The sequence below is a fragment of the Stenotrophomonas sp. SrG genome (assembly GCF_050031795.1).
Lineage (GTDB): Bacteria > Pseudomonadota > Gammaproteobacteria > Xanthomonadales > Xanthomonadaceae > Stenotrophomonas > Stenotrophomonas rhizophila_A.
Genome location: NZ_JBNBBE010000006.1, coordinates 79,987 through 95,931, shown reverse-complemented (window position 1 = coordinate 95,931; position 15,945 = coordinate 79,987). Strand labels below are relative to the sequence as shown.

22 protein-coding genes are annotated in these 15,945 nt (G+C 68.9%); 12 read left to right on the top strand and 10 right to left on the bottom strand.

Translation table 11 applies throughout. The annotated features are described in order from the left end of the window. Nucleotides 1-42 precede the first annotated feature (42 nt). Nucleotides 43-1,140 (bottom strand): Glu/Leu/Phe/Val dehydrogenase dimerization domain-containing protein, encoded by a 1,098-nt coding sequence (locus ACQG3P_RS07510; RefSeq protein ID WP_426804674.1) that lies wholly within the window; start codon nucleotides 1,138-1,140, stop codon nucleotides 43-45. 292 nt (nucleotides 1,141-1,432) lie between these two features. On the opposite strand from ACQG3P_RS07510, the gene ACQG3P_RS07505 reads away from it, so the two are divergent. After that, nucleotides 1,433-2,527, top strand: a complete 1,095-nt coding sequence (locus ACQG3P_RS07505; protein WP_426804673.1) for an HDOD domain-containing protein — start codon at nucleotides 1,433-1,435, stop codon at nucleotides 2,525-2,527. Between the two features lie 23 nt (nucleotides 2,528-2,550). On the opposite strand, the gene ACQG3P_RS07500 is transcribed toward ACQG3P_RS07505, so the two are convergent. After that, the gene (locus ACQG3P_RS07500; protein WP_426804672.1) at nucleotides 2,551-4,101 is read right to left on the bottom strand and encodes a phospholipase D family protein; all 1,551 of its coding nucleotides are present in this window, start codon (nucleotides 4,099-4,101) and stop codon (nucleotides 2,551-2,553) included. A gap of 38 nt (nucleotides 4,102-4,139) precedes the next feature. Next, the gene (locus ACQG3P_RS07495) at nucleotides 4,140-4,850 is read right to left on the bottom strand and encodes an rRNA pseudouridine synthase (protein ID WP_217537743.1); all 711 of its coding nucleotides are present in this window, start codon (nucleotides 4,848-4,850) and stop codon (nucleotides 4,140-4,142) included. A gap of 107 nt (nucleotides 4,851-4,957) precedes the next feature. Here ACQG3P_RS07495 and ACQG3P_RS07490 point away from each other — a divergent pair, with 107 nt between their 5' ends. Further along, on the top strand, nucleotides 4,958-5,677 hold the full coding sequence (locus ACQG3P_RS07490; RefSeq protein ID WP_426804671.1) for an AzlC family ABC transporter permease: 720 nt from the start codon (nucleotides 4,958-4,960) through the stop codon (nucleotides 5,675-5,677). After that, a complete protein-coding gene (locus ACQG3P_RS07485; RefSeq protein ID WP_068853601.1) occupies nucleotides 5,674-5,985 on the top strand; it encodes an AzlD domain-containing protein in 312 nt (103 codons plus the stop codon). Before ACQG3P_RS07490 ends, ACQG3P_RS07485 begins: the two co-directional genes overlap by 4 nt. A gap of 3 nt (nucleotides 5,986-5,988) precedes the next feature. Here the strand turns inward: ACQG3P_RS07485 and ACQG3P_RS07480 are convergent, their stop codons facing one another. Next, complete coding sequence (locus ACQG3P_RS07480; RefSeq protein WP_093533469.1) at nucleotides 5,989-6,486, bottom strand: M48 family metallopeptidase; 498 nt, start codon at nucleotides 6,484-6,486, stop codon at nucleotides 5,989-5,991. 47 nt (nucleotides 6,487-6,533) lie between these two features. Between ACQG3P_RS07480 and ACQG3P_RS07475 the strand changes: the two genes are divergently transcribed. Together ACQG3P_RS07475 and ACQG3P_RS07470 are read left to right on the top strand one after the other, a co-directional pair. Further along, a complete protein-coding gene (locus ACQG3P_RS07475; protein WP_426804670.1) occupies nucleotides 6,534-7,094 on the top strand; it encodes a DUF2058 domain-containing protein in 561 nt (186 codons plus the stop codon). Between the two features lie 109 nt (nucleotides 7,095-7,203). Then, the gene (locus ACQG3P_RS07470; protein ID WP_068853598.1) at nucleotides 7,204-7,470 is read left to right on the top strand and encodes a DksA/TraR family C4-type zinc finger protein; all 267 of its coding nucleotides are present in this window, start codon (nucleotides 7,204-7,206) and stop codon (nucleotides 7,468-7,470) included. Between the two features lie 7 nt (nucleotides 7,471-7,477). Here ACQG3P_RS07470 and ACQG3P_RS07465 read toward each other — a convergent pair whose 3' ends face one another. Both ACQG3P_RS07465 and ACQG3P_RS07460 read right to left on the bottom strand, forming a co-directional pair. Further along, complete coding sequence (locus tag ACQG3P_RS07465; RefSeq protein WP_093533467.1) at nucleotides 7,478-8,059, bottom strand: mechanosensitive ion channel family protein; 582 nt, start codon at nucleotides 8,057-8,059, stop codon at nucleotides 7,478-7,480. Nucleotides 8,060-8,090: 31 nt separating this feature from the next. Beyond that, nucleotides 8,091-8,291 carry a hypothetical protein gene (locus tag ACQG3P_RS07460; RefSeq protein WP_217537739.1) on the bottom strand — a complete coding sequence of 67 codons (201 nt, stop codon included), beginning with the start codon at nucleotides 8,289-8,291 and terminating at the stop codon, nucleotides 8,091-8,093. Between the two features lie 101 nt (nucleotides 8,292-8,392). Between ACQG3P_RS07460 and ACQG3P_RS07455 the strand changes: the two genes are divergently transcribed. From ACQG3P_RS07455 to ACQG3P_RS07445, 3 genes are read left to right on the top strand one after another with little or no spacing between them, the layout of a single operon-like run. Next, on the top strand, nucleotides 8,393-8,977 hold the full coding sequence (locus ACQG3P_RS07455) for an RNA polymerase sigma factor (protein WP_093533465.1): 585 nt from the start codon (nucleotides 8,393-8,395) through the stop codon (nucleotides 8,975-8,977). Then, complete coding sequence (locus ACQG3P_RS07450) at nucleotides 8,974-9,474, top strand: hypothetical protein (RefSeq protein ID WP_210130811.1); 501 nt, start codon at nucleotides 8,974-8,976, stop codon at nucleotides 9,472-9,474. Before ACQG3P_RS07455 ends, ACQG3P_RS07450 begins: the two co-directional genes overlap by 4 nt. Before the next feature lie 11 nt (nucleotides 9,475-9,485). Further along, entirely contained in the window at nucleotides 9,486-10,370 is an 885-nt protein-coding gene (locus ACQG3P_RS07445) for a DUF4097 family beta strand repeat-containing protein (RefSeq protein ID WP_210130810.1), read from the top strand. 46 nt (nucleotides 10,371-10,416) lie between these two features. Here ACQG3P_RS07445 and ACQG3P_RS07440 read toward each other — a convergent pair whose 3' ends face one another. The 3 genes from ACQG3P_RS07440 to ACQG3P_RS07430 form a co-directional block, all read right to left on the bottom strand. After that, nucleotides 10,417-10,596, bottom strand: a complete 180-nt coding sequence (locus ACQG3P_RS07440; protein WP_068853593.1) for a hypothetical protein — start codon at nucleotides 10,594-10,596, stop codon at nucleotides 10,417-10,419. Between the two features lie 11 nt (nucleotides 10,597-10,607). After that, on the bottom strand, nucleotides 10,608-10,907 hold the full coding sequence (locus tag ACQG3P_RS07435) for a YkgJ family cysteine cluster protein (RefSeq protein WP_083214278.1): 300 nt from the start codon (nucleotides 10,905-10,907) through the stop codon (nucleotides 10,608-10,610). A gap of 283 nt (nucleotides 10,908-11,190) precedes the next feature. Beyond that, complete coding sequence (locus tag ACQG3P_RS07430; RefSeq protein ID WP_426804669.1) at nucleotides 11,191-12,546, bottom strand: Hsp70 family protein; 1,356 nt, start codon at nucleotides 12,544-12,546, stop codon at nucleotides 11,191-11,193. Nucleotides 12,547-12,663: 117 nt separating this feature from the next. Here ACQG3P_RS07430 and ACQG3P_RS07425 point away from each other — a divergent pair, with 117 nt between their 5' ends. Continuing rightward, nucleotides 12,664-12,999 carry a zinc ribbon domain-containing protein YjdM gene (locus ACQG3P_RS07425; RefSeq protein ID WP_068853590.1) on the top strand — a complete coding sequence of 112 codons (336 nt, stop codon included), beginning with the start codon at nucleotides 12,664-12,666 and terminating at the stop codon, nucleotides 12,997-12,999. Between the two features lie 45 nt (nucleotides 13,000-13,044). On the opposite strand, the gene ACQG3P_RS07420 is transcribed toward ACQG3P_RS07425, so the two are convergent. Beyond that, entirely contained in the window at nucleotides 13,045-14,181 is a 1,137-nt protein-coding gene (locus ACQG3P_RS07420; RefSeq protein WP_210130809.1) for a tetratricopeptide repeat protein, read from the bottom strand. Nucleotides 14,182-14,320: 139 nt separating this feature from the next. Between ACQG3P_RS07420 and ACQG3P_RS07415 the strand changes: the two genes are divergently transcribed. Genes ACQG3P_RS07415 through ACQG3P_RS07405 form a run of 3 tightly spaced genes read left to right on the top strand, consistent with a single transcriptional unit; the run spans nucleotide 14,321 to nucleotide 15,799 of the window. Beyond that, on the top strand, nucleotides 14,321-14,923 hold the full coding sequence (locus tag ACQG3P_RS07415; RefSeq protein ID WP_210130808.1) for an HD domain-containing protein: 603 nt from the start codon (nucleotides 14,321-14,323) through the stop codon (nucleotides 14,921-14,923). A 45-nt stretch (nucleotides 14,924-14,968) separates the two neighbouring features. Then, a complete protein-coding gene (locus tag ACQG3P_RS07410; protein WP_068853587.1) occupies nucleotides 14,969-15,160 on the top strand; it encodes an oxidoreductase-like domain-containing protein in 192 nt (63 codons plus the stop codon). Between the two features lie 12 nt (nucleotides 15,161-15,172). Continuing rightward, nucleotides 15,173-15,799 (top strand): DUF998 domain-containing protein, encoded by a 627-nt coding sequence (locus tag ACQG3P_RS07405; protein WP_217537735.1) that lies wholly within the window; start codon nucleotides 15,173-15,175, stop codon nucleotides 15,797-15,799. Nucleotides 15,800-15,945: the final 146 nt, after the last annotated feature.

Sequence of the window (15,945 nt, the reverse complement as noted above, 5' to 3'; positions counted from 1 at the left end):
CGCGAGTTGATCGCGCCCTTTTTTTTCATCTGCCCGTTGGGATCACCCGCCGCGCAGCGTGCCCAGTCGCGGGCGCGCACGACCCAGCGGCATCTTCAGCTTGCCGATCGACTGGATGCGGGTTTCGGCGATGCGGTCGGCGGCGCGCTGCGGCGCAATGCCTTCCTGCTGGGACAGCGCGAAGATGCGGCCCAGGTTGTGGTAGATGCTGCGGATCAGACGCATCGCGCGTTCGCGGTTGTAACCGTCGATTTCCAGCGACACATTCATCACCCCGCCCGCATTCACCGCATAGTCCGGGGCATACAGGATGCCGCGGGCATGCAGCTCATCGCCGATCTCGGGCGTGGAGAGCTGGTTGTTGGCGGTGCCGCAGACGATCTTGCACTTCAGGCGCGGCAGGGTCTGCGCATTGATCGCCCCTTCCAGCGCGCAGGGCGCGAACACATCGGCGTTGACGTCATAGATGTCATCGGCCTTGACCGCCTCGGCGCCGTACTCGGTCACCGCGCGCTCCACCAGCACAGGGTCCAGATCGGTGACGAACAGCTTGGCGCCGCGATCCCGCAACAGCTTCACCAGTTCCATGCCGATATGGCCCAGGCCCTGCACCGCGATGCTGACCTTGCCCACTTCCTCGTGGCCGAGCTTGTGCTGCATGGCCGCCATCAGCGCCTGCAGCGCACCGTAGGCGGTGAACGGGGCCGGGTCGCCCGAGCCCCCGTGTACCTGGTGCACGCCGGTGACGTACTCGCTTTCCAGGTAGATGTTTTCCATGTCATTGACGTCGGTACCGACGTCCTCGGCGGTGATGTAGCGCCCGCCGAGCGAATCCACGTAGCGGCCGAACGCGCGGAACAGCACCTCGGTCTTGTCCTTGCGCGGGTCGCCGATGATCACCGCTTTGCCACCCCCGACATTCAAGCCCGCCAGCGCGTTCTTGTAGGTCATCGTACGGCTGAGCCGCAGCGCGTCGGCCAGCGCGTCGTCCGTGCTGGCGTAGGGGCGCATGCGCACACCGCCCAGCGCCGGACCCAGCGTGGTGTTGTGGATGGCGATGATGGCCCTCAGACCGGCATCGCGGCTGTGGCAGAACACCACCTGTTCATGGCCGGACGTTTCGAGGGTTTCAAATAACATGGTGACTCCGATGCTGCGAACGACGGCAAACGCCGGCGAACGCACCAGCAAAAGGTGGGTGTAAAACAAAAAAAGCGACGTCGTCGGTTGGGCAGGACGGGTCGCGCGGCGCCATTCTAGTGCATTCCGCCGGACGGTGTTGTCAGGGCGGGGTGACCATCGCCCGCTAAAGTTGCCCCGTTCCGGGCCGATGCCGTGGCAACGGTGCGCAGTACCGGCAAGCCAGGACGGATCACGTGGGTGCAGTGGCGACAATTCGGGTGCGGTGCCGCACCGGCAGGGGCGCGGCCCGATGATGGTGATCCTGGCGGGGGCCGGCGTGCTGGTCGTGGCATTTCTGGGGTGGGGCTGGTATCGCCGCCCGGCGGAGGCGGGACCGGCGCCGGGTAGTACCGGCGGCCGGACCCGTGCGCAGCAACAGCCGCAGAGGCCGACTGAGCCCTGCAGTGGCGATGCGGACCAGGTGCTGCAGGCCGGCCTGCACGCACTGGCGTTGCGGCCGGGCAGCGGCAGCGCGCCGGCCACCGCCGCGCAGGACGCGGCCCTGCTGGCGGCGGTGGCGGCAGCGCTGGAGGCGCAGGACTGGTCGGCCCGGCACCTGCCGCGCCGGCCGCAGCTGCTGCCACAGCTGATCCAGACCGTGAACGACAGCGATGCCTCGGCGCGCAGCATGGCCTCGATCATCAGCCAGGATGCGGTGCTGACCGGCAACCTGCTGCGCATCGCCAACAGCCCGGTCTACCGGCTGCAGGCCAAGCCGGTGGACAGCCTGCAGCGGGCGGTCACGCTGGTCGGTACCGAGGGCATCCGCCAGATCATCAGCGCGGTGCTGGTGCAACCGGTGATGCAACTGCACAGCGACGCCTTTCCGCAGTTCGGAACCGTGGTCTGGGAGCACGCGCTGCTGGCTTCGCGGGCCGCAGCCGATCACGCCCGCCTGGTGACCCATGAAGACGGCTTCGCCGCGCAGTGGATGGGGCTGACCCAAGGCCTTGGCGCGGCCCTGGTGATGCGACACCTGCTGGACGTTGCCCGTGAACAGGCTGTGCTGCCGTCACCGCAGCTGGCCGGCACCCTGCTGGATGCCTGGACCCTGCCGGTGGCCAGCCGCATCGCGGCGGCCTGGGAACTGCCGCCCTCGGTGCACCAGGCGCTGCTGCGCGACGCCGATGCGACAGGCGGTGGGCTGGCGGCCAGCCTGCACTTCGCGCGTGCCGGGGCATCGGCCAGCCTGCTGTGCCGGCATGGCCGGATCAGCCAGGCCCAGGCGCTGGCGCTGCTGGAGCAGCTGCATGACACCCCGGCGCATGCATTGCAGTGGATCTGGCGCCGCCTGCATGGTCGCGCGGTGGAAACGCTGGAGGCGGACGAGTCGGCCGACGCGTAGCGCCACGCCCCGCGTGGCTGCTCCTAAAGTTGGGATTCCAAGGGCAGCCAGCTGATGGCGCGGGCGCTGGCGCGCTGCCAGAACGAGGTGTCGGGCTCTCGATCCAGCAATTGCGGGGGCTGTTCAGCCCGATCCAGCCAACGCACCTGGTCATCGGCACCCAGCGTCACCCAATAGCTCTGCTTCGGATCGGCCAGGCGCAGGTATTCCGCGCGCAACTGCGCGGCCAGTTCCCGATCATCAAACAGCACCCCCATCTCCGTGTTGAGGTAGGCAGAACGCGGGTCCAGGTTGAACGAGCCGACGAAGCCACGCTGGTCATCGATCATGAAGGCCTTGGTATGCAGGCTGGCGCCGCTGCTGCCGAACAGGCCGCCGCTGCCGCCACCCGCGCCGCGCGATCGCAGTTCGTACAGGTGCACGCCATCGCGCAGCAGCGGTGCGCGGTAATGCATGTAGCCGCTGTGCACGGCCGCCACGTCATTGGCGGCCAGTGAGTTGGTGACCACGCCCACGTAGGCGCCGCGCTGCACCATCGCGGCCATCCCGCGCGTGCCTTCCTCGCCCGGCACGAAGTAGGGCGAGATCAACAGCGCCTTGTGGCGGGTGGCCTCAAGTTCGCGCACCAGCCGGGTGACCAGCCAGTTGGCGGGGTCGTCGCGGCGGTGCTTCATCGCCGGATCGGACACGATCTCCACGCCCGGCGACCAGTGCAGGTCTACCGCATCGGTGTAGAACGAACGCGCTGCCGGCGAACGCTCGACGCGCTCAAGATAGGGTCGGGCGGCCGCCAGCCTGGCCTCGTGTGCCGATTCAAGCATCAGCAGGCGCAGCTGGGCCGGGGTGTGGAAGGCGAGGGCGGCCACGGGGACCGCCGCGTCGCTGTTCCAGTACGCATCGAAGATCGTGTTGGCCTGCTGCACCGCCTTGCCGGCCACGATCAGGTCCAGGTCGCGGAAGTTCACATCGCTGCGCGCGCTGAAGTATTCCTCGCCGATGTTGCGTCCGCCGACGATGGCGACCCGGCCATCGGCGATCCACTGTTTGTTGTGCATGCGGTGGTTGACGCTGAAGAAGCGCTGCACCATCTCCACCAGCCGCCACAGTCCATCGCGGTTGCGGAACGGGTTGTAGAGGCGGATCTCGATGTTGGGGTGCTCATCGAGCGCCATCATCAATGCATCCTTGTCCTGCGCGTTCATGTCATCCAGCAGCAGGCGCACGCGTACGCCACGTTCGGCGGCCTGGTACAGCTCCTGCGCCATCAGGTGGCCGATCAGGTCGTCCTTCCAGATGTAGTACTGCAGGTCCAGGCTGCGGGCGGCATGGCGGGTGATCACCGCGCGCGCGGCGTACGCATCCAGCCCTTCGGACAGGAACGCCACGCCGGACTGGTCCGGGTGCTCGGCCTGCAGGCGCACCACCTCGCGATCGATCGCGCTCTGTGCCGGCTGCAGCGGCAGCACGGTGCTGCGCGGTCCCATCGCCTTGGGCGTGAGGTGGTCGCCCAGCAGCAGCCCGCTGAGCACCAGCAGGGTCACGATCGCCAGCAGGATGCCCGCGCCGCGCAGCACGCGGCGCCACAGTGGCTTCTGCGGGTTGCGTGCGCGGCTCAGAAGCGTTCGTCCGGCGCCAGGTAGCGCCACTGGCCCGGGGCCAGCTTGCCCATCGCCACCCGGCCGATGCGCAGGCGACGCACGCTGATGACCTCCAGCCCGACCTGCCGGCACATGTCGCGCAGCTGGCCGGGGGCCACCGGCTTGATCGCAAAGCGCAGACGGGTTTCGTTCTGCCAGCTGACCTTGCACGGCGGCAACGGCCAGTTGCGGAAGCTCAGGCCGTGCGCAAGCCGCTTCATGCCGTAGGGCACCAGCTCGCCGCTGACCTCGACCAGGTATTCCTGCTCCAGCGTCGCGCCGCGGTCCTTCAGATGCGACACCACGCGGCCGTCCTGGCTGACCACCACCAGGCCGCTGTCCTCATCGGCCAGCGGCATCACCAGCTGCAGCGCGTGGAAGTGCCGCTGCAGCAGGGCCACGCCGGTGGCGTCCAGTTCGCTGCGGGTCTCCGGCGTGACCAGTGCGCACAGTGCATCAGCGCGCATCCCGGCTGGTTTGTGCAGCAGCATGCTGACCGTCTCGGCGCGGGTCGCCTCGGCGTTCTCGCGCAGCACCACCACTTCATCGGTGACCATCGCCTGCGGTTGTTCGACCACCACACCGTTGACGGTCACCCAGCCTCCCTCGATGAAGCGCTGGGCGTCGCCCCGCGAGCAGCCGATCAGGCGGGTCAGGTGTTTGTCGAGTCGGATCGGATCGGTCATCAGGCAGGCAGCACAAAGCGGGACGCGGGCGGGGAGTGTACTGGCTCGGGGCCGGGGCTGCGCGTGACAGGGCTGCGGCCCCGCGCCGCTGCTGGCATGATCCGATGATGAACTGGCGCGCGTCCCCTGCCGTGAAAGTCGGCCTTTCCATTGCCGTGGCTACCGGCCTGTATGGCATTTCCTTTGGTGCGCTGGCGGTGGCGGCCGGGCTGAGCCCGTGGCAGGCGCAGGCGCTGAGCCTGTTGATGTTCACCGGCGGCTCGCAGTTTGCGTTCATCGGCGTGATCGCGGGCGGCGGTGCCGGTTCCGCCGCGTTCACCGCCGCCACGCTGCTCGGCGTGCGCAACGCTGTATACGGCATGCAGATGAACCGGATGCTCGGGCTGCGCGGCTGGCGGCGCGGGGTGGGTGCGCAGATCACCATCGACGAATCGGCCGCCACCGCGTCCAGCCAGACCGTGGCGCTGGAGCAGCGGCGCGGGTTCTGGACCGCCGGCGTCGGCGTGTTCCTGCTCTGGAACCTGTTCACCGCCGTCGGCGCCATCGCCGGCGACGCGCTGGGTGATCCGCGCCGGTGGGGCCTGGACGGTGCCGCAGTGGCGGCGTTCCTGGCGTTGCTGTGGCCCCGGCTGCGCCAGCGTGATGCGGTGGCCATCGCCGTCGTGGCCGCGCTGGTCACGGTGCTGGCGTTGCCGTGGGTGCCACCGGGCATTCCGATCCTGCTGGCGGCAACAGTGGCGGCAGCGTGGGGCGCGTTCGTACCCGGTCCACGCGATGAAGGGCTGGAGCCGGACGTTGAGCCGCGTTCGTCCGGGGAGCACGTATGAGCCTGTGGGCATGGTTGCTGCTGGGCTGCGTGGCGGCCTATGCGATCAAGCTGGCCGGGTGGCTGGTGCCGGCGCGCTGGCTGGAGTCACCGCGCATGACCCGGGTGGCCGGCACGCTCACGATCGGCCTGCTGGCGTCGCTGACCGCCATGAATGCGGTGGCTGCCGGTGCGTCGGTGGCGCTGGATGCCCGCCTGGCCGCGCTGGCCGTGGCGGCCGTGGCGTTGCTGCTGCGCCTGCCGTTCCTGGCGGTGGTGGTGCTGGGTGCGGCGGCCGCCGCCGCGCTGCGCTGGGCCGGTATCGGCTGAGCGTCAGCCGCTGGCGCGCTCCAGGTGGGTCAGGTACAGGCGCAGGTCGAACTCCAACTGGTGGTAGTCCGCTTCCATGTGGGTGCACAGCTGGTAGAACGCCTTGTTGTGGTCCGATTCCTTCAGGTGCGCCAGTTCGTGCACCACGATCATCTTCAGGAACGGGGCAGGTGCCTCGCGGAACACGCTGGCGATGCGGATCTCGCGGCTGGCCTTGAGCCGGCTGCCCTGCACCCGCGAGACGGTGGTATGGGTGCCCAGTGCATGCTTGAGCACCTGCAGGCGGCTGTCGTAGATCACCTTGGACAACGGCACCGACTGGCGCAGGTAGCGCTCCTTCAGGGCCTGGGTGTAGTCATACAGCTGACGGTCGTTGCGCACCGTGTGCAGCTCGGCATAGCGGCGCTCCAGCCAGGGGCCCAGCCGATCGGCCGCGATCAGCTCGCGCACCTGCTGCTGCAGGGCGTCGGGGTAGCCGGCAAGGTACTTCAGGGCGGTCATGCCGCTATGATGACGGCTGGAATCCCGCACCAACAGATGCAAAGGCAATGGCGAAGGCAAATCCCCTGCAGGAACAGCTGCTCAAGGCCGGGCTGGTCAAGAAATCCCAGGTGTCCCAGGCCGCACGCGAGCAGGTGAAGGCCCGCCACGGCAAGGCCCCGGTGGCGCCCACCGACAGCCAGCGCGAGGCCGAGCGCCTGCGGGCGGAAAAAGCCGAGCGCGACCGCGCGCTGGAAGCCGAGCGCAAGGAAAAGAACCGCCTGCAGGAGCTGCAGGCCCAGGTGCGCCAGATCATCGAAAGCAACCGGGTCAAGCGCGAAGGCGAAAGCGAGTACCGCTTCAACGACGGCACCCTGATCCGCACGCTGCTGGTCAACGAGATGCTGCGCCGCCAGCTGGCCACGGGCAGCCTGGTGATCGTGCGGCTGGGTGAGGGCTTCGAGCTGGTGCCGCGTGCGGCCGCCGACAAGATCCGCGAACGCGATCCGGCCGTGATCGTGCTCGACAACGGCAAGGATCGCGCCGCGTCCGCCGAGCCCAGCACCGGCAATGCCGAGGACGATGCCTACTACGCGCAGTTCCAGGTGCCCGACGACCTGATCTGGTGATGCCGGGCTGAACGATTCACTGGAAGCGGGGCATGTTCAGCCGGCCGTAAACCGACGTCGCCCGGCCGGATCTATGCTGGCGCTCCGGCAACGGTATGGGAGATGCGGCATGGCCACAGGGTGGGCAGGCGACGGCGCCGTCCAGGACCAGATCGACGCGACCGTGGATGACGCGATCCAGCGCGCCCGCGCGCAGCTGCGCCACGGTCCCGGGCTGACCCATTGCGAGGAATGCGAAGCGCCCATCCCCGAAGCGCGGCGCCGAGCCGTGCCCGGCGTGCGCCTGTGCGTGCGCTGCCAGGAGGCCGAGGATGCCGCGCAGCAGGATGCAGGCATGTACAACCGGCGGGGCAGCAAGGACAGCCAGCTGCGCTGACGCCGGATCAACCGTCGCCCTGGATGCCGCCCGGCGCCTGCGACGGATCACGCCAGCGGCGCACCGTGCGCTGGAAGAACATGTTGTTGGGAATCTGCAGCACCGTGCCTTCGTGGCCGCCGCTGTTTTCCTGCAGGGTGGTGTAGATCAGGTTGACGTCGATGACGCGGCCCTTCAGTCCGGGCTTCTCGCCGTTCTCCAGCACCTCGATGTAGTCGTGCAGCCGGAACGGGCGGGTGGTGAAGATCAGCAGGGTGCAGAAGATGTTGGAGAGCACGCTCCACGCGGCAAAGAAGGCCACCGCGCCCACTGCGGCAAAGCCGGTGAACGCGGTCCACAGCACGCTGGCCTGCACGCCGATGATCTGCAGCACCACCAGCAGCACGGTGAAATACACCACGAACGTGAACACCCGGCGCGCGCCCATCACCATCTCCGGTGGCAGCGTGTAGTGCTCGCCCACGCGGCGCAGCAGCCGGCGCGCGATCAGCCGCAGCAGCCACGCCACCAGCAGGGTCAGCAGGATCTTCAGGGCAGGCGCCCCGTACTGCAGCCACTCATGGGTCCAGGTGGGCAGGTGTTCTTTCATGGAAACCGGGGTTCGACGTGGGTGCGTCAGTTTACCCCGCGCGGTAGCGCCGGGCCCTGCGCGGCTGCGAGAGCACACCGACCAGCCTTGAAACGCAGAGCGGTGCATGGTCCTGGTACTGCACGCACAGGTCCGGTTGCGGCGGCAGTGCCACCCGCAGCGTCACCGGGCTTCCCGGCAGGGTGCACGCGCTGGCCAGCGACAGCAGAAGGGCAAGGCAACTGGGGGACATGGGCAACTCCTGGGACCACGCCCGGCGTGGTGACAGGAGATTGGATGCCGCGGGTGCCGGAAAGGTTTAAACCTTTTCGATCGACCCCGCATCCAAGGGATATGCTCGATACGACCATGCCCGCCCTCCGCGCTGCCAACGACGCCGATTCCACCGACGAGTGCGCGTGGGTGCGGGCGGCGGTGGCCGGCGACACCGCCGCCTACGAGCGCATCTACCATCGGCACGCGCCGCGCCTGTATGCGGTGTTGTGGCGGCTGTGCGGCGGTCATGCCGCGCGTGCCGAGGATGCGCTCCAGGAGGCGTTCCTGCAGGCCTGGCGCGCACTGCCGGGGTTCCGCTTCGACAGCAGCCTGGGTACCTGGCTGCACCGGCTGGGGGTAAATGCGGCGCTGATGGAGCTTCGCGCCAATGCCGCCCGCGACGCGGGCGACAGCGGCGAAGAAGGCTGGGACCTGCTGGCGGCAGTGCCGGCAGTGGATCGCTGCGCGGGGACCAGCCTGGACCTGGAGCGCGCGCTGGAGACCCTGCCGCCGCGCGCCCGGGCGGTGCTGGTACTGCACGATATCGAAGGATGGAAACACCAGGAGATTGCCGACCAGCTGCAGATGGCGGTGGGCAGTTCCAAGGCACAGTTGCACCGCGCGCGCGGCCTGTTGCGCGCGCGTCTGGGAGAACCGGCATGAACGACAACCACGACCTCGATTCCGATCTGCAGTCGCGCCTGCGCGCGCTGCCCGCCGAACGACTGCCGCCGGCGGATGCCTGGCAGCGCATCGCTGCGCAGCTTCCGCCGCGCGTGGCTGCGCTGCCAGCCGCTGCGCCGGCACCGCGTGCGCGCCGTTGGTCGCTGCGCGTCGGCCTGGGCCTGGCCGCCGCGCTGGCGGTGCTGATGGTGGCACCCACCTCCACGCCGCCCACGCCGCGCCCGTCGCCCCTGCAACGGCAGGCCGACGTGATCGCCGCCGAGTACCAGCAGGCGATGGCCACGCTGCCAGCGGCCCCGATCGGCGCGGACTGGCAGCCGGCGCTGCACGAACTGGATACCAGTGCCGTGTACATCCGCGCGGCCATCGCCGAAAACCCGCGCTCGGGTTACCTGCTTACCCAGCTGCAGCGCACCTACGCGCTGCGCCTTGAACTTACCCAGCAGGCCGTCAACGCCGCTGGCCTGCCATCCTGAAGGAGAGTCCCATGCGAAACACCCTGCGTTTCACCGCAGCCTTGGCCGTGCTGCTGCCCCTGGCCGCGCAGGCCGCCACCCGCGTCGATGAGCGCCATCCGCTGGCCGCGGGCGGGCGCGTGGAAGTGAGCAACATCGCCGGCAAGGTCACCGTGCGGGGCTGGGATCGCAATGAAGTGGCGTTGACCGGCAGCATGGCCGATGGCCTGCGCCTGCAGCAGGACAAGAGCACCAACCGGGTGCGCTGGGAAGTGATCTACCCGCGCAACGGCAACAATGGCGGCGCCACGCTGGAGCTGCGGGTGCCGCGCTCGGTGGAAGTGCAGCTGGGCACGGTAAGTGCCGACATCGACGTGGCCGAGGTCGACCTGCGCCGCCTGCAGGCCAATGCGGTAAGTGGCGATGTCTCGGCCGCCGGGCGCACGGCCGAAGCCAGCCTGAGTACCGTCAGCGGCGATATCCGCGCGCAGGTACAGAGCCAGCGCATGGCCCTGCGTGCGGTCAGCGGTTCGATCCAGGCCGGCGGCGGCATGGGCGGTGAGGTCTCGGCGGAAACGGTATCGGGCAGCATCCGCCTGGACACGGCGCAGGTGCAGCGCCTGGCCGCCGAAGCGGTCTCCGGCAACCTCACTGTGGCAGCGTCCGGCCTGGCGCCGGGTGGCAAGGTGACGTTGCAGACGGTGAGCGGGTCGATCGCCCTGCGCCTGCCGGCCAAGGTCTCGGCGCAGCTGGCCGTGAAGACCTTCAGTGGCGACATCCAGTCCGATGCCGGCCAGGTGGAACGGCCGCGTTATGGCCCGGGTCGCAGCCTGGACACGCGCCTGGGCGGCGGTGACGGCGATATTTCGATCAATGCCCATTCGGGCAACGTGCGGGTCTCGCTGGGCGGCCGCTGAGTGCGGCCCCCGCACCGGCCGGGGGCCGGTGCGGACGGCAGCGGCGTCAGCCGGCCTTTTTCAGCGCCAGGGTGTTGCCCAGTACTTCGATCTTGCCGCCGCTCTTGCGGAACGCAGCCAGATCGGCAGCGATGCTGGCGCTGCTCAGTGCGGTGTTGGAACCCTGCTTGCGGTCAACGCGAACGGTGTTGCCTGCCTTGGGGGAGGTCTTTGGCGAACGGGCCATGGATGCTCCTGTCATGGGTGTAGCGTGGAAAAAATCGTCGACGCATCGTGCTGTTGTCGACGGTAGTCCTGCCGCACGAGGCGGCAGTCATCGCCGCCCATCGCAAATTGGCGGCAGATCGCGGGACGCTGCGAATAAATGGTGCAGCGCAGGTGATAGGGGTCGATCGCGGCGCACCAACCTTCGTCGTTGCGCGCCATCACGGTGCGGCCCGCTTCGTCGGTATCCAGCAGGTAGCCGGGTACCGCGTCGTCAGGCATGACGGTGACCGACAGCCGGCAACAGACTGCGTCGCAGCGGCGGCAGTCGATGGGGTCGGCCTTGGCGATTTCGCCCAATCGAATCTCTCTTGGCGGCTCAGGGGGTGCTGCATGCTGGGAACGAGCCGGATCACAGCGATAGACGATCCCAGCGCCGCGGACGGATCCGGACGGCGGCGGTATCGGCGAGGATGGTGGCCTCTTCGAGGCTGGGTACGACATGCGCATTGCGCATCGAAGCCGAAAGATGATAGCGCTTTCGGCGTAACGTTTTGTTAATGCGAGGGTTTCACGGCCGGAAACCCTTGTCCCACGGGGCTTCGCGCCCTCAGGCTCAGCCTGCGGCGGCCCACGCCAGGCCGTGCACCACGCCGAACGAGGGGTTGCCGCGCACCAGCGTCGAGCCGGGGAAGGCTGCGGCCACCGCCGCCTGCAGATAGCCCGCGCGTGACATGCCGCCGGTCAGGAAGATCGCCGCCGGGTCGTGCCCGATATCGGCGCGGACCTGTTCCAGCAACCCGGTCAGTTCGCCCAGGTAGCTGCCGGCCGCCGCTTCCAGCCGGGACGGGTCGACGTCCACCCCCAGGCCGCGTTCGATGAAGTCCAGCGCACTGGTGTGCTCTGGCGCGCTGCTCAGGGCGATCTTGCAGCGCTCCACCTCGCGGTACAGGCGTGCGGTGTTGCCGGTGTCCTGCAGCGCCTGCAGGCGCGCGCCCCACGGCGCCTCGGCCTCGCGGTAGTTGTGCTGGCGGAAATCGCGCTGGCGGGTCATGTCCTGCACCATCGCGGCCTCTACGTAGTGGTGCGCCGGCACGCGGCTGTGGCCGCGGCCGAACAGCGGCATGTAGGCGCCGAGGCTCAAGGCCAGGTCGATATCGGTACCACCGCGCGCGATACCCCATGCGCGATGGATCTTCGGGGCCTGTACGCCGCCCACCCGCGCATGCGCCACATCGGTGGTGCCGCCGCCGATGTCGACCACCACCGCGTCATGTTCCTGCGCGCTCTCGGCGTGGTAGTGCATGGCTGCGGCAGCCGGCTCCTCAAGGAAATCGACGCTGTCGAAACCCGCGGCGATCGCGGCGGTGTGCAGGATGTCCAGCGCCTGGTCGTTGCCGGCCGCGCCGATCGAGCTGCGGAACTGCACCGGGCGGCCCAGCGTGGCGGTGCGCACCGGCGCGTCGAGCTGGCGCGACGCGGTCAGCCGGATGTGCTCCAGGATGTGCGTGGCGATACCGGTGATGGTCTGGCGCGCGCGCGGGTGCAGGTTGTAGCCCAGCATCGATTTCGGGCTCTGCACCAGGTTGCCTTCGTTCTCCTCGAAGTAGGCTTCCAGCGCCTCGTCCCCGTACACCGCGTTCTGCAGCAGCTTGGTCGAGCTCAGCGGCGCGCGCATCTGCTCTTCCATCCACTGCCGGCGCACCACGCGCAGGGCCTCGCGGCGCAGCGCATCCGGCGCGCGTTCCTGCCCGGCGGCGCGGGCGTCGCGCGCGGCCGCGTCGATCAACCGGGCCAGTTCGTGCTCCAGCGCCGGGGTCAGTTCGAAGTCGTTCGGATCGCGCATCACCTCGGGGAAGTACACCGTGGTGCGGAACTGTTCGGCCTCGCCAAACCGGATCGGCACGACCCGGCCGTCCACCACGGCGGCGGCGGCGGAGTTGCTGGTGCCAAAGTCGATGCCGATTTTCATGCGGGGCCGGGCCGGAGGTCAGGGGGCGCGCACTGTGCGGCAAGCGGGCCGCCGGTGCAAGGCCTGCCCGGGCCGGGCGGTTACAATGGGGGTTGTTCCGAACCTGAAGGCTTCATCATGTCCGCCGCACCCGCCTGCCCGCAATGCACCCTGGAAAACACCTATGCCGATGGCGCGCTGTGGATCTGCGCCGACTGCGGCCATGAGTGGGCGGCCGGCGATGAAGGTGGCCAGGGCCTGGTCGTGCGTGACAGCAACGGCAACACGCTGGCCAGCGGCGACACCGTCACCGTGATCAAGGACCTGAAGGTCAAGGGCTCGTCGATCCCGCTCAAGCAGGGCACCGTGATCCGCAACATCCGCCTGGTCGAAGACGATGCCGAGCACATCGAAGGCAACTCGGACAAGATCAAGGGCCTGGTCCTGAAGACCTGTTTTTTGAAAAAGGCGTAGGTAACGACCGTTGGTCGTTACGCATCAGCGGCGGCATGCCGCCATTCAATTGCTGGCCGTGCGTTCCCGCCATTTCTGCAGGCTGTCCAGCTTGGCCTGGTAGGTCGCCCGCAGCACGTCGGCATCTTCGCCGGCCAGGTCGCGGGCGCGCAGCATTTCAAGCGAGGCGCGGCGGGTGTTGCCGGCCAGGAAGTAGGCGCGTGCCAGCCCGAAATGGAACTGGTGCGCACTGCTGTACAGGCGCACCGCCTGCTGGTAGTACTGGATGGCCTGCGCATAGTCGTGACGCTGTTCGGCTTCGTTGCCGAACCGGAACTGCGCGAAGGGATCGCTTTTCTGCACCTGTTCCAGCCGCTTGGCCAGCACGTCAGCGCGGCGCGCATCGCCCAGCCTGCGATACAACGCGCTGGCATTGGTCAGCGCCGCCGCATGCCGCGGTTGCAGCTGCAGGGCCTGCTCGTAATCTTTCCGGGCCTGGTCCAGGCGGCCTTCGCGGGTATCAAGCACGCCCAGGTTGTTCCAGCCGGCAGGGAAGGCCGGTGCCATCGCCAGCGCGGCGTCCAGGTACGCGCGCGCCTGCGCGGTGTCTCCCTCGGCCATGTGTTCGGCGCCGCGGTTGTTGTAGAAGTGCGCCAGGGCGCGCTGCTCGGTGATCGGGCGCGGCCCGTAGCGGTCATACAGCACGTTGCGGTCCAGATCGACCACGGCGGTGCGACCGTTGAGGTTGAGCCCCACGTTGACGTGGCCCACGTTGTAGATCACGCCCTGGTCCTGGTGCCAGGTGACCACCTGCGCCACCTCCTGTACCCGGGCATCGATGCCCGCCGCGCGCGCCAGGGTGACGAACATCAGGGTGAAGGACAGGCAGTTGGCGCGGTGCGTCTTCCACGTTTCGGCCAGGGTGTGGGTGGCATACGGGTCGTACTCCAGGTGCATCGCGTCTTCGTCGAAGATCAGGTGCACCAAGCGCACCAGCCGTTGTTCGCGCGAACTGACCGGGGCGATCACCCGTTCCTGCAGCAACGCGCGAAGATCCGGCGGAATGGCCAGGATCTGCTGGGGAGAGGGAATGGGGTCGACGGCCGGGGCCTGCGCGGCAGCGGTATCCGCAGGCGCGGCCAGCACCGGCGTCGGTGCGGCGGCCAACAGGGCCAACAGGGCAAGGGATTTCCAGCCGTTCATCGCGGTCACCTCGCGGGCATGACGAAGCCTTCGTTGCTGCAGTCTAGGCCGACGCCTGGCAGCCGGCGCACCGCTTGTCGGCCTGTTTCACCAGCCAGCGCCCTTGCCATCCGCCGCGGGACCGGCCAATGATGCCGTCATGACCTTCTCCCCGCTTTCAATGCCGGCGGCCATGCAGGCCGACCTGGAAGCCGCCTACGCCACGCCCCCGCGGGCCTATCACGGCTACCCCCACGTGCGCGCGGTGCTGCTGCACTGCCAGGCGGTGGCCGACGGCCCTGGCTGGGTGCACCCGCGCGAAGTGCAGCTCGCCGCGCTGTACCACGATGCGATCTACGAGGCCGGGCGAAACGACAACGAAGCCCGCTCGGCCGCGCTGGCACGTGCGCAGGTGGAGCGCTGGCTGCCGGGCGCCGGCGTGGATGTGGCCCGGATCGAACAGCTGATCCTGCTGACCGCGCGCCATGGCACCCTGGGCACCGCCGACGTTGACCCCGAAGCGGCCTTGTTCCTGGATTGCGACATGGCCATCCTGGGCGCGCCGCCCGACGTGTTCGATGCCTACGACCGTGGCATCGCGGAGGAATACGCCGGGCATGTGCCCGGCTTCCTGTTCCGGCTCAACCGGCGGCGGTTCCTCAAGCACCTGCTGCGCAGCCCGCGCATCTTCCTCAGCGAGTTCTTCCACCAGCGCCTGGATGCGCCGGCGCGGGCCAACCTGCGGCGGCGACTCGGGTACTGACAGCGGTCGATTACACTGCACCGGTTGAAATCCGTCGCTCACGCCATGCCCGTTCCCCTCCCATCCGCCACGCCCGATCCAGATCCGCGCCCGCAACCGCCGGAAGAACCCGGCCCCAACGAGTGCTGCGGCAGCGGCTGTCCGCTGTGCGTGCTGGACCTGTACAGCGATGAGCTGCAGCGCTATCGCGCCGCCCTCGCGGCCTGGCGGCTGCGCCACCCCGACGCCGCGCCCTGAGCACTGCCTGCGATGAAACTTCCTGCCCACGCCCATGTGGCCGGCCTGGCGCTGCTGGCGCTGGCCGGGTTCGTGCTGACCGCCTTGTGGACCCAATGGGCACGCCACGACCTTGACTGGGTGCAGGCCACGCTGAGCCTGTACCTGCATGGCCCGTGGGGCCTTGCGCTGCGGACCGCCTACTGCGTACTGGCCGTAGCGATCATGCTGCTGGCCTGGTCGCTGCACGCCGCCAGCCGCTCGCCGCGGCGCAGCGCGGCGGCGCCGCTGCTGTTCTGCGTGGCGGGACTGGGGCTGATGGGCGTGGCCATCGGCGACAGCTGGCTGCCCGGGCAGGCGCCGCTGCTGGCCCCGTTGGTCCATGGCCTGGCGGCCAACACCGCGTTCCTGTGCGTGAGCGTGGCGATGCTGCTGCAGAGCTGGTACCTGCGTGCCGACCCGCAGTGGGCGCGCTGGGCCAGCGCCGCGTGGTGGTGGGCCTGGCTGTGTTTCGCGCTGCTGTGGCTGCACGTGCTGTGGCGGGGCCCACCGCGCGGTGCCGGGCAGAAGCTGGTGATTGCCGCGGTGGTGCTGTGGTTGTTCGTGGCTGCGCTGCAGCTGTGGCGGCAGGCGCGACGTGAAGAGGCTGCACGAAAATAAAAAGGCGTATCGTGGGGCGACTTTTCCGGGATGCGTGACGATGCGGCGAGCCAGTGTGGGCAGGGGACTGGGAGTGGTGCTGGGCCTGGTGGCGATGAGGGGGGCCGCAGCGGCCCCGGCGGCGCCGCAGCAGGTCAGTCACGGGC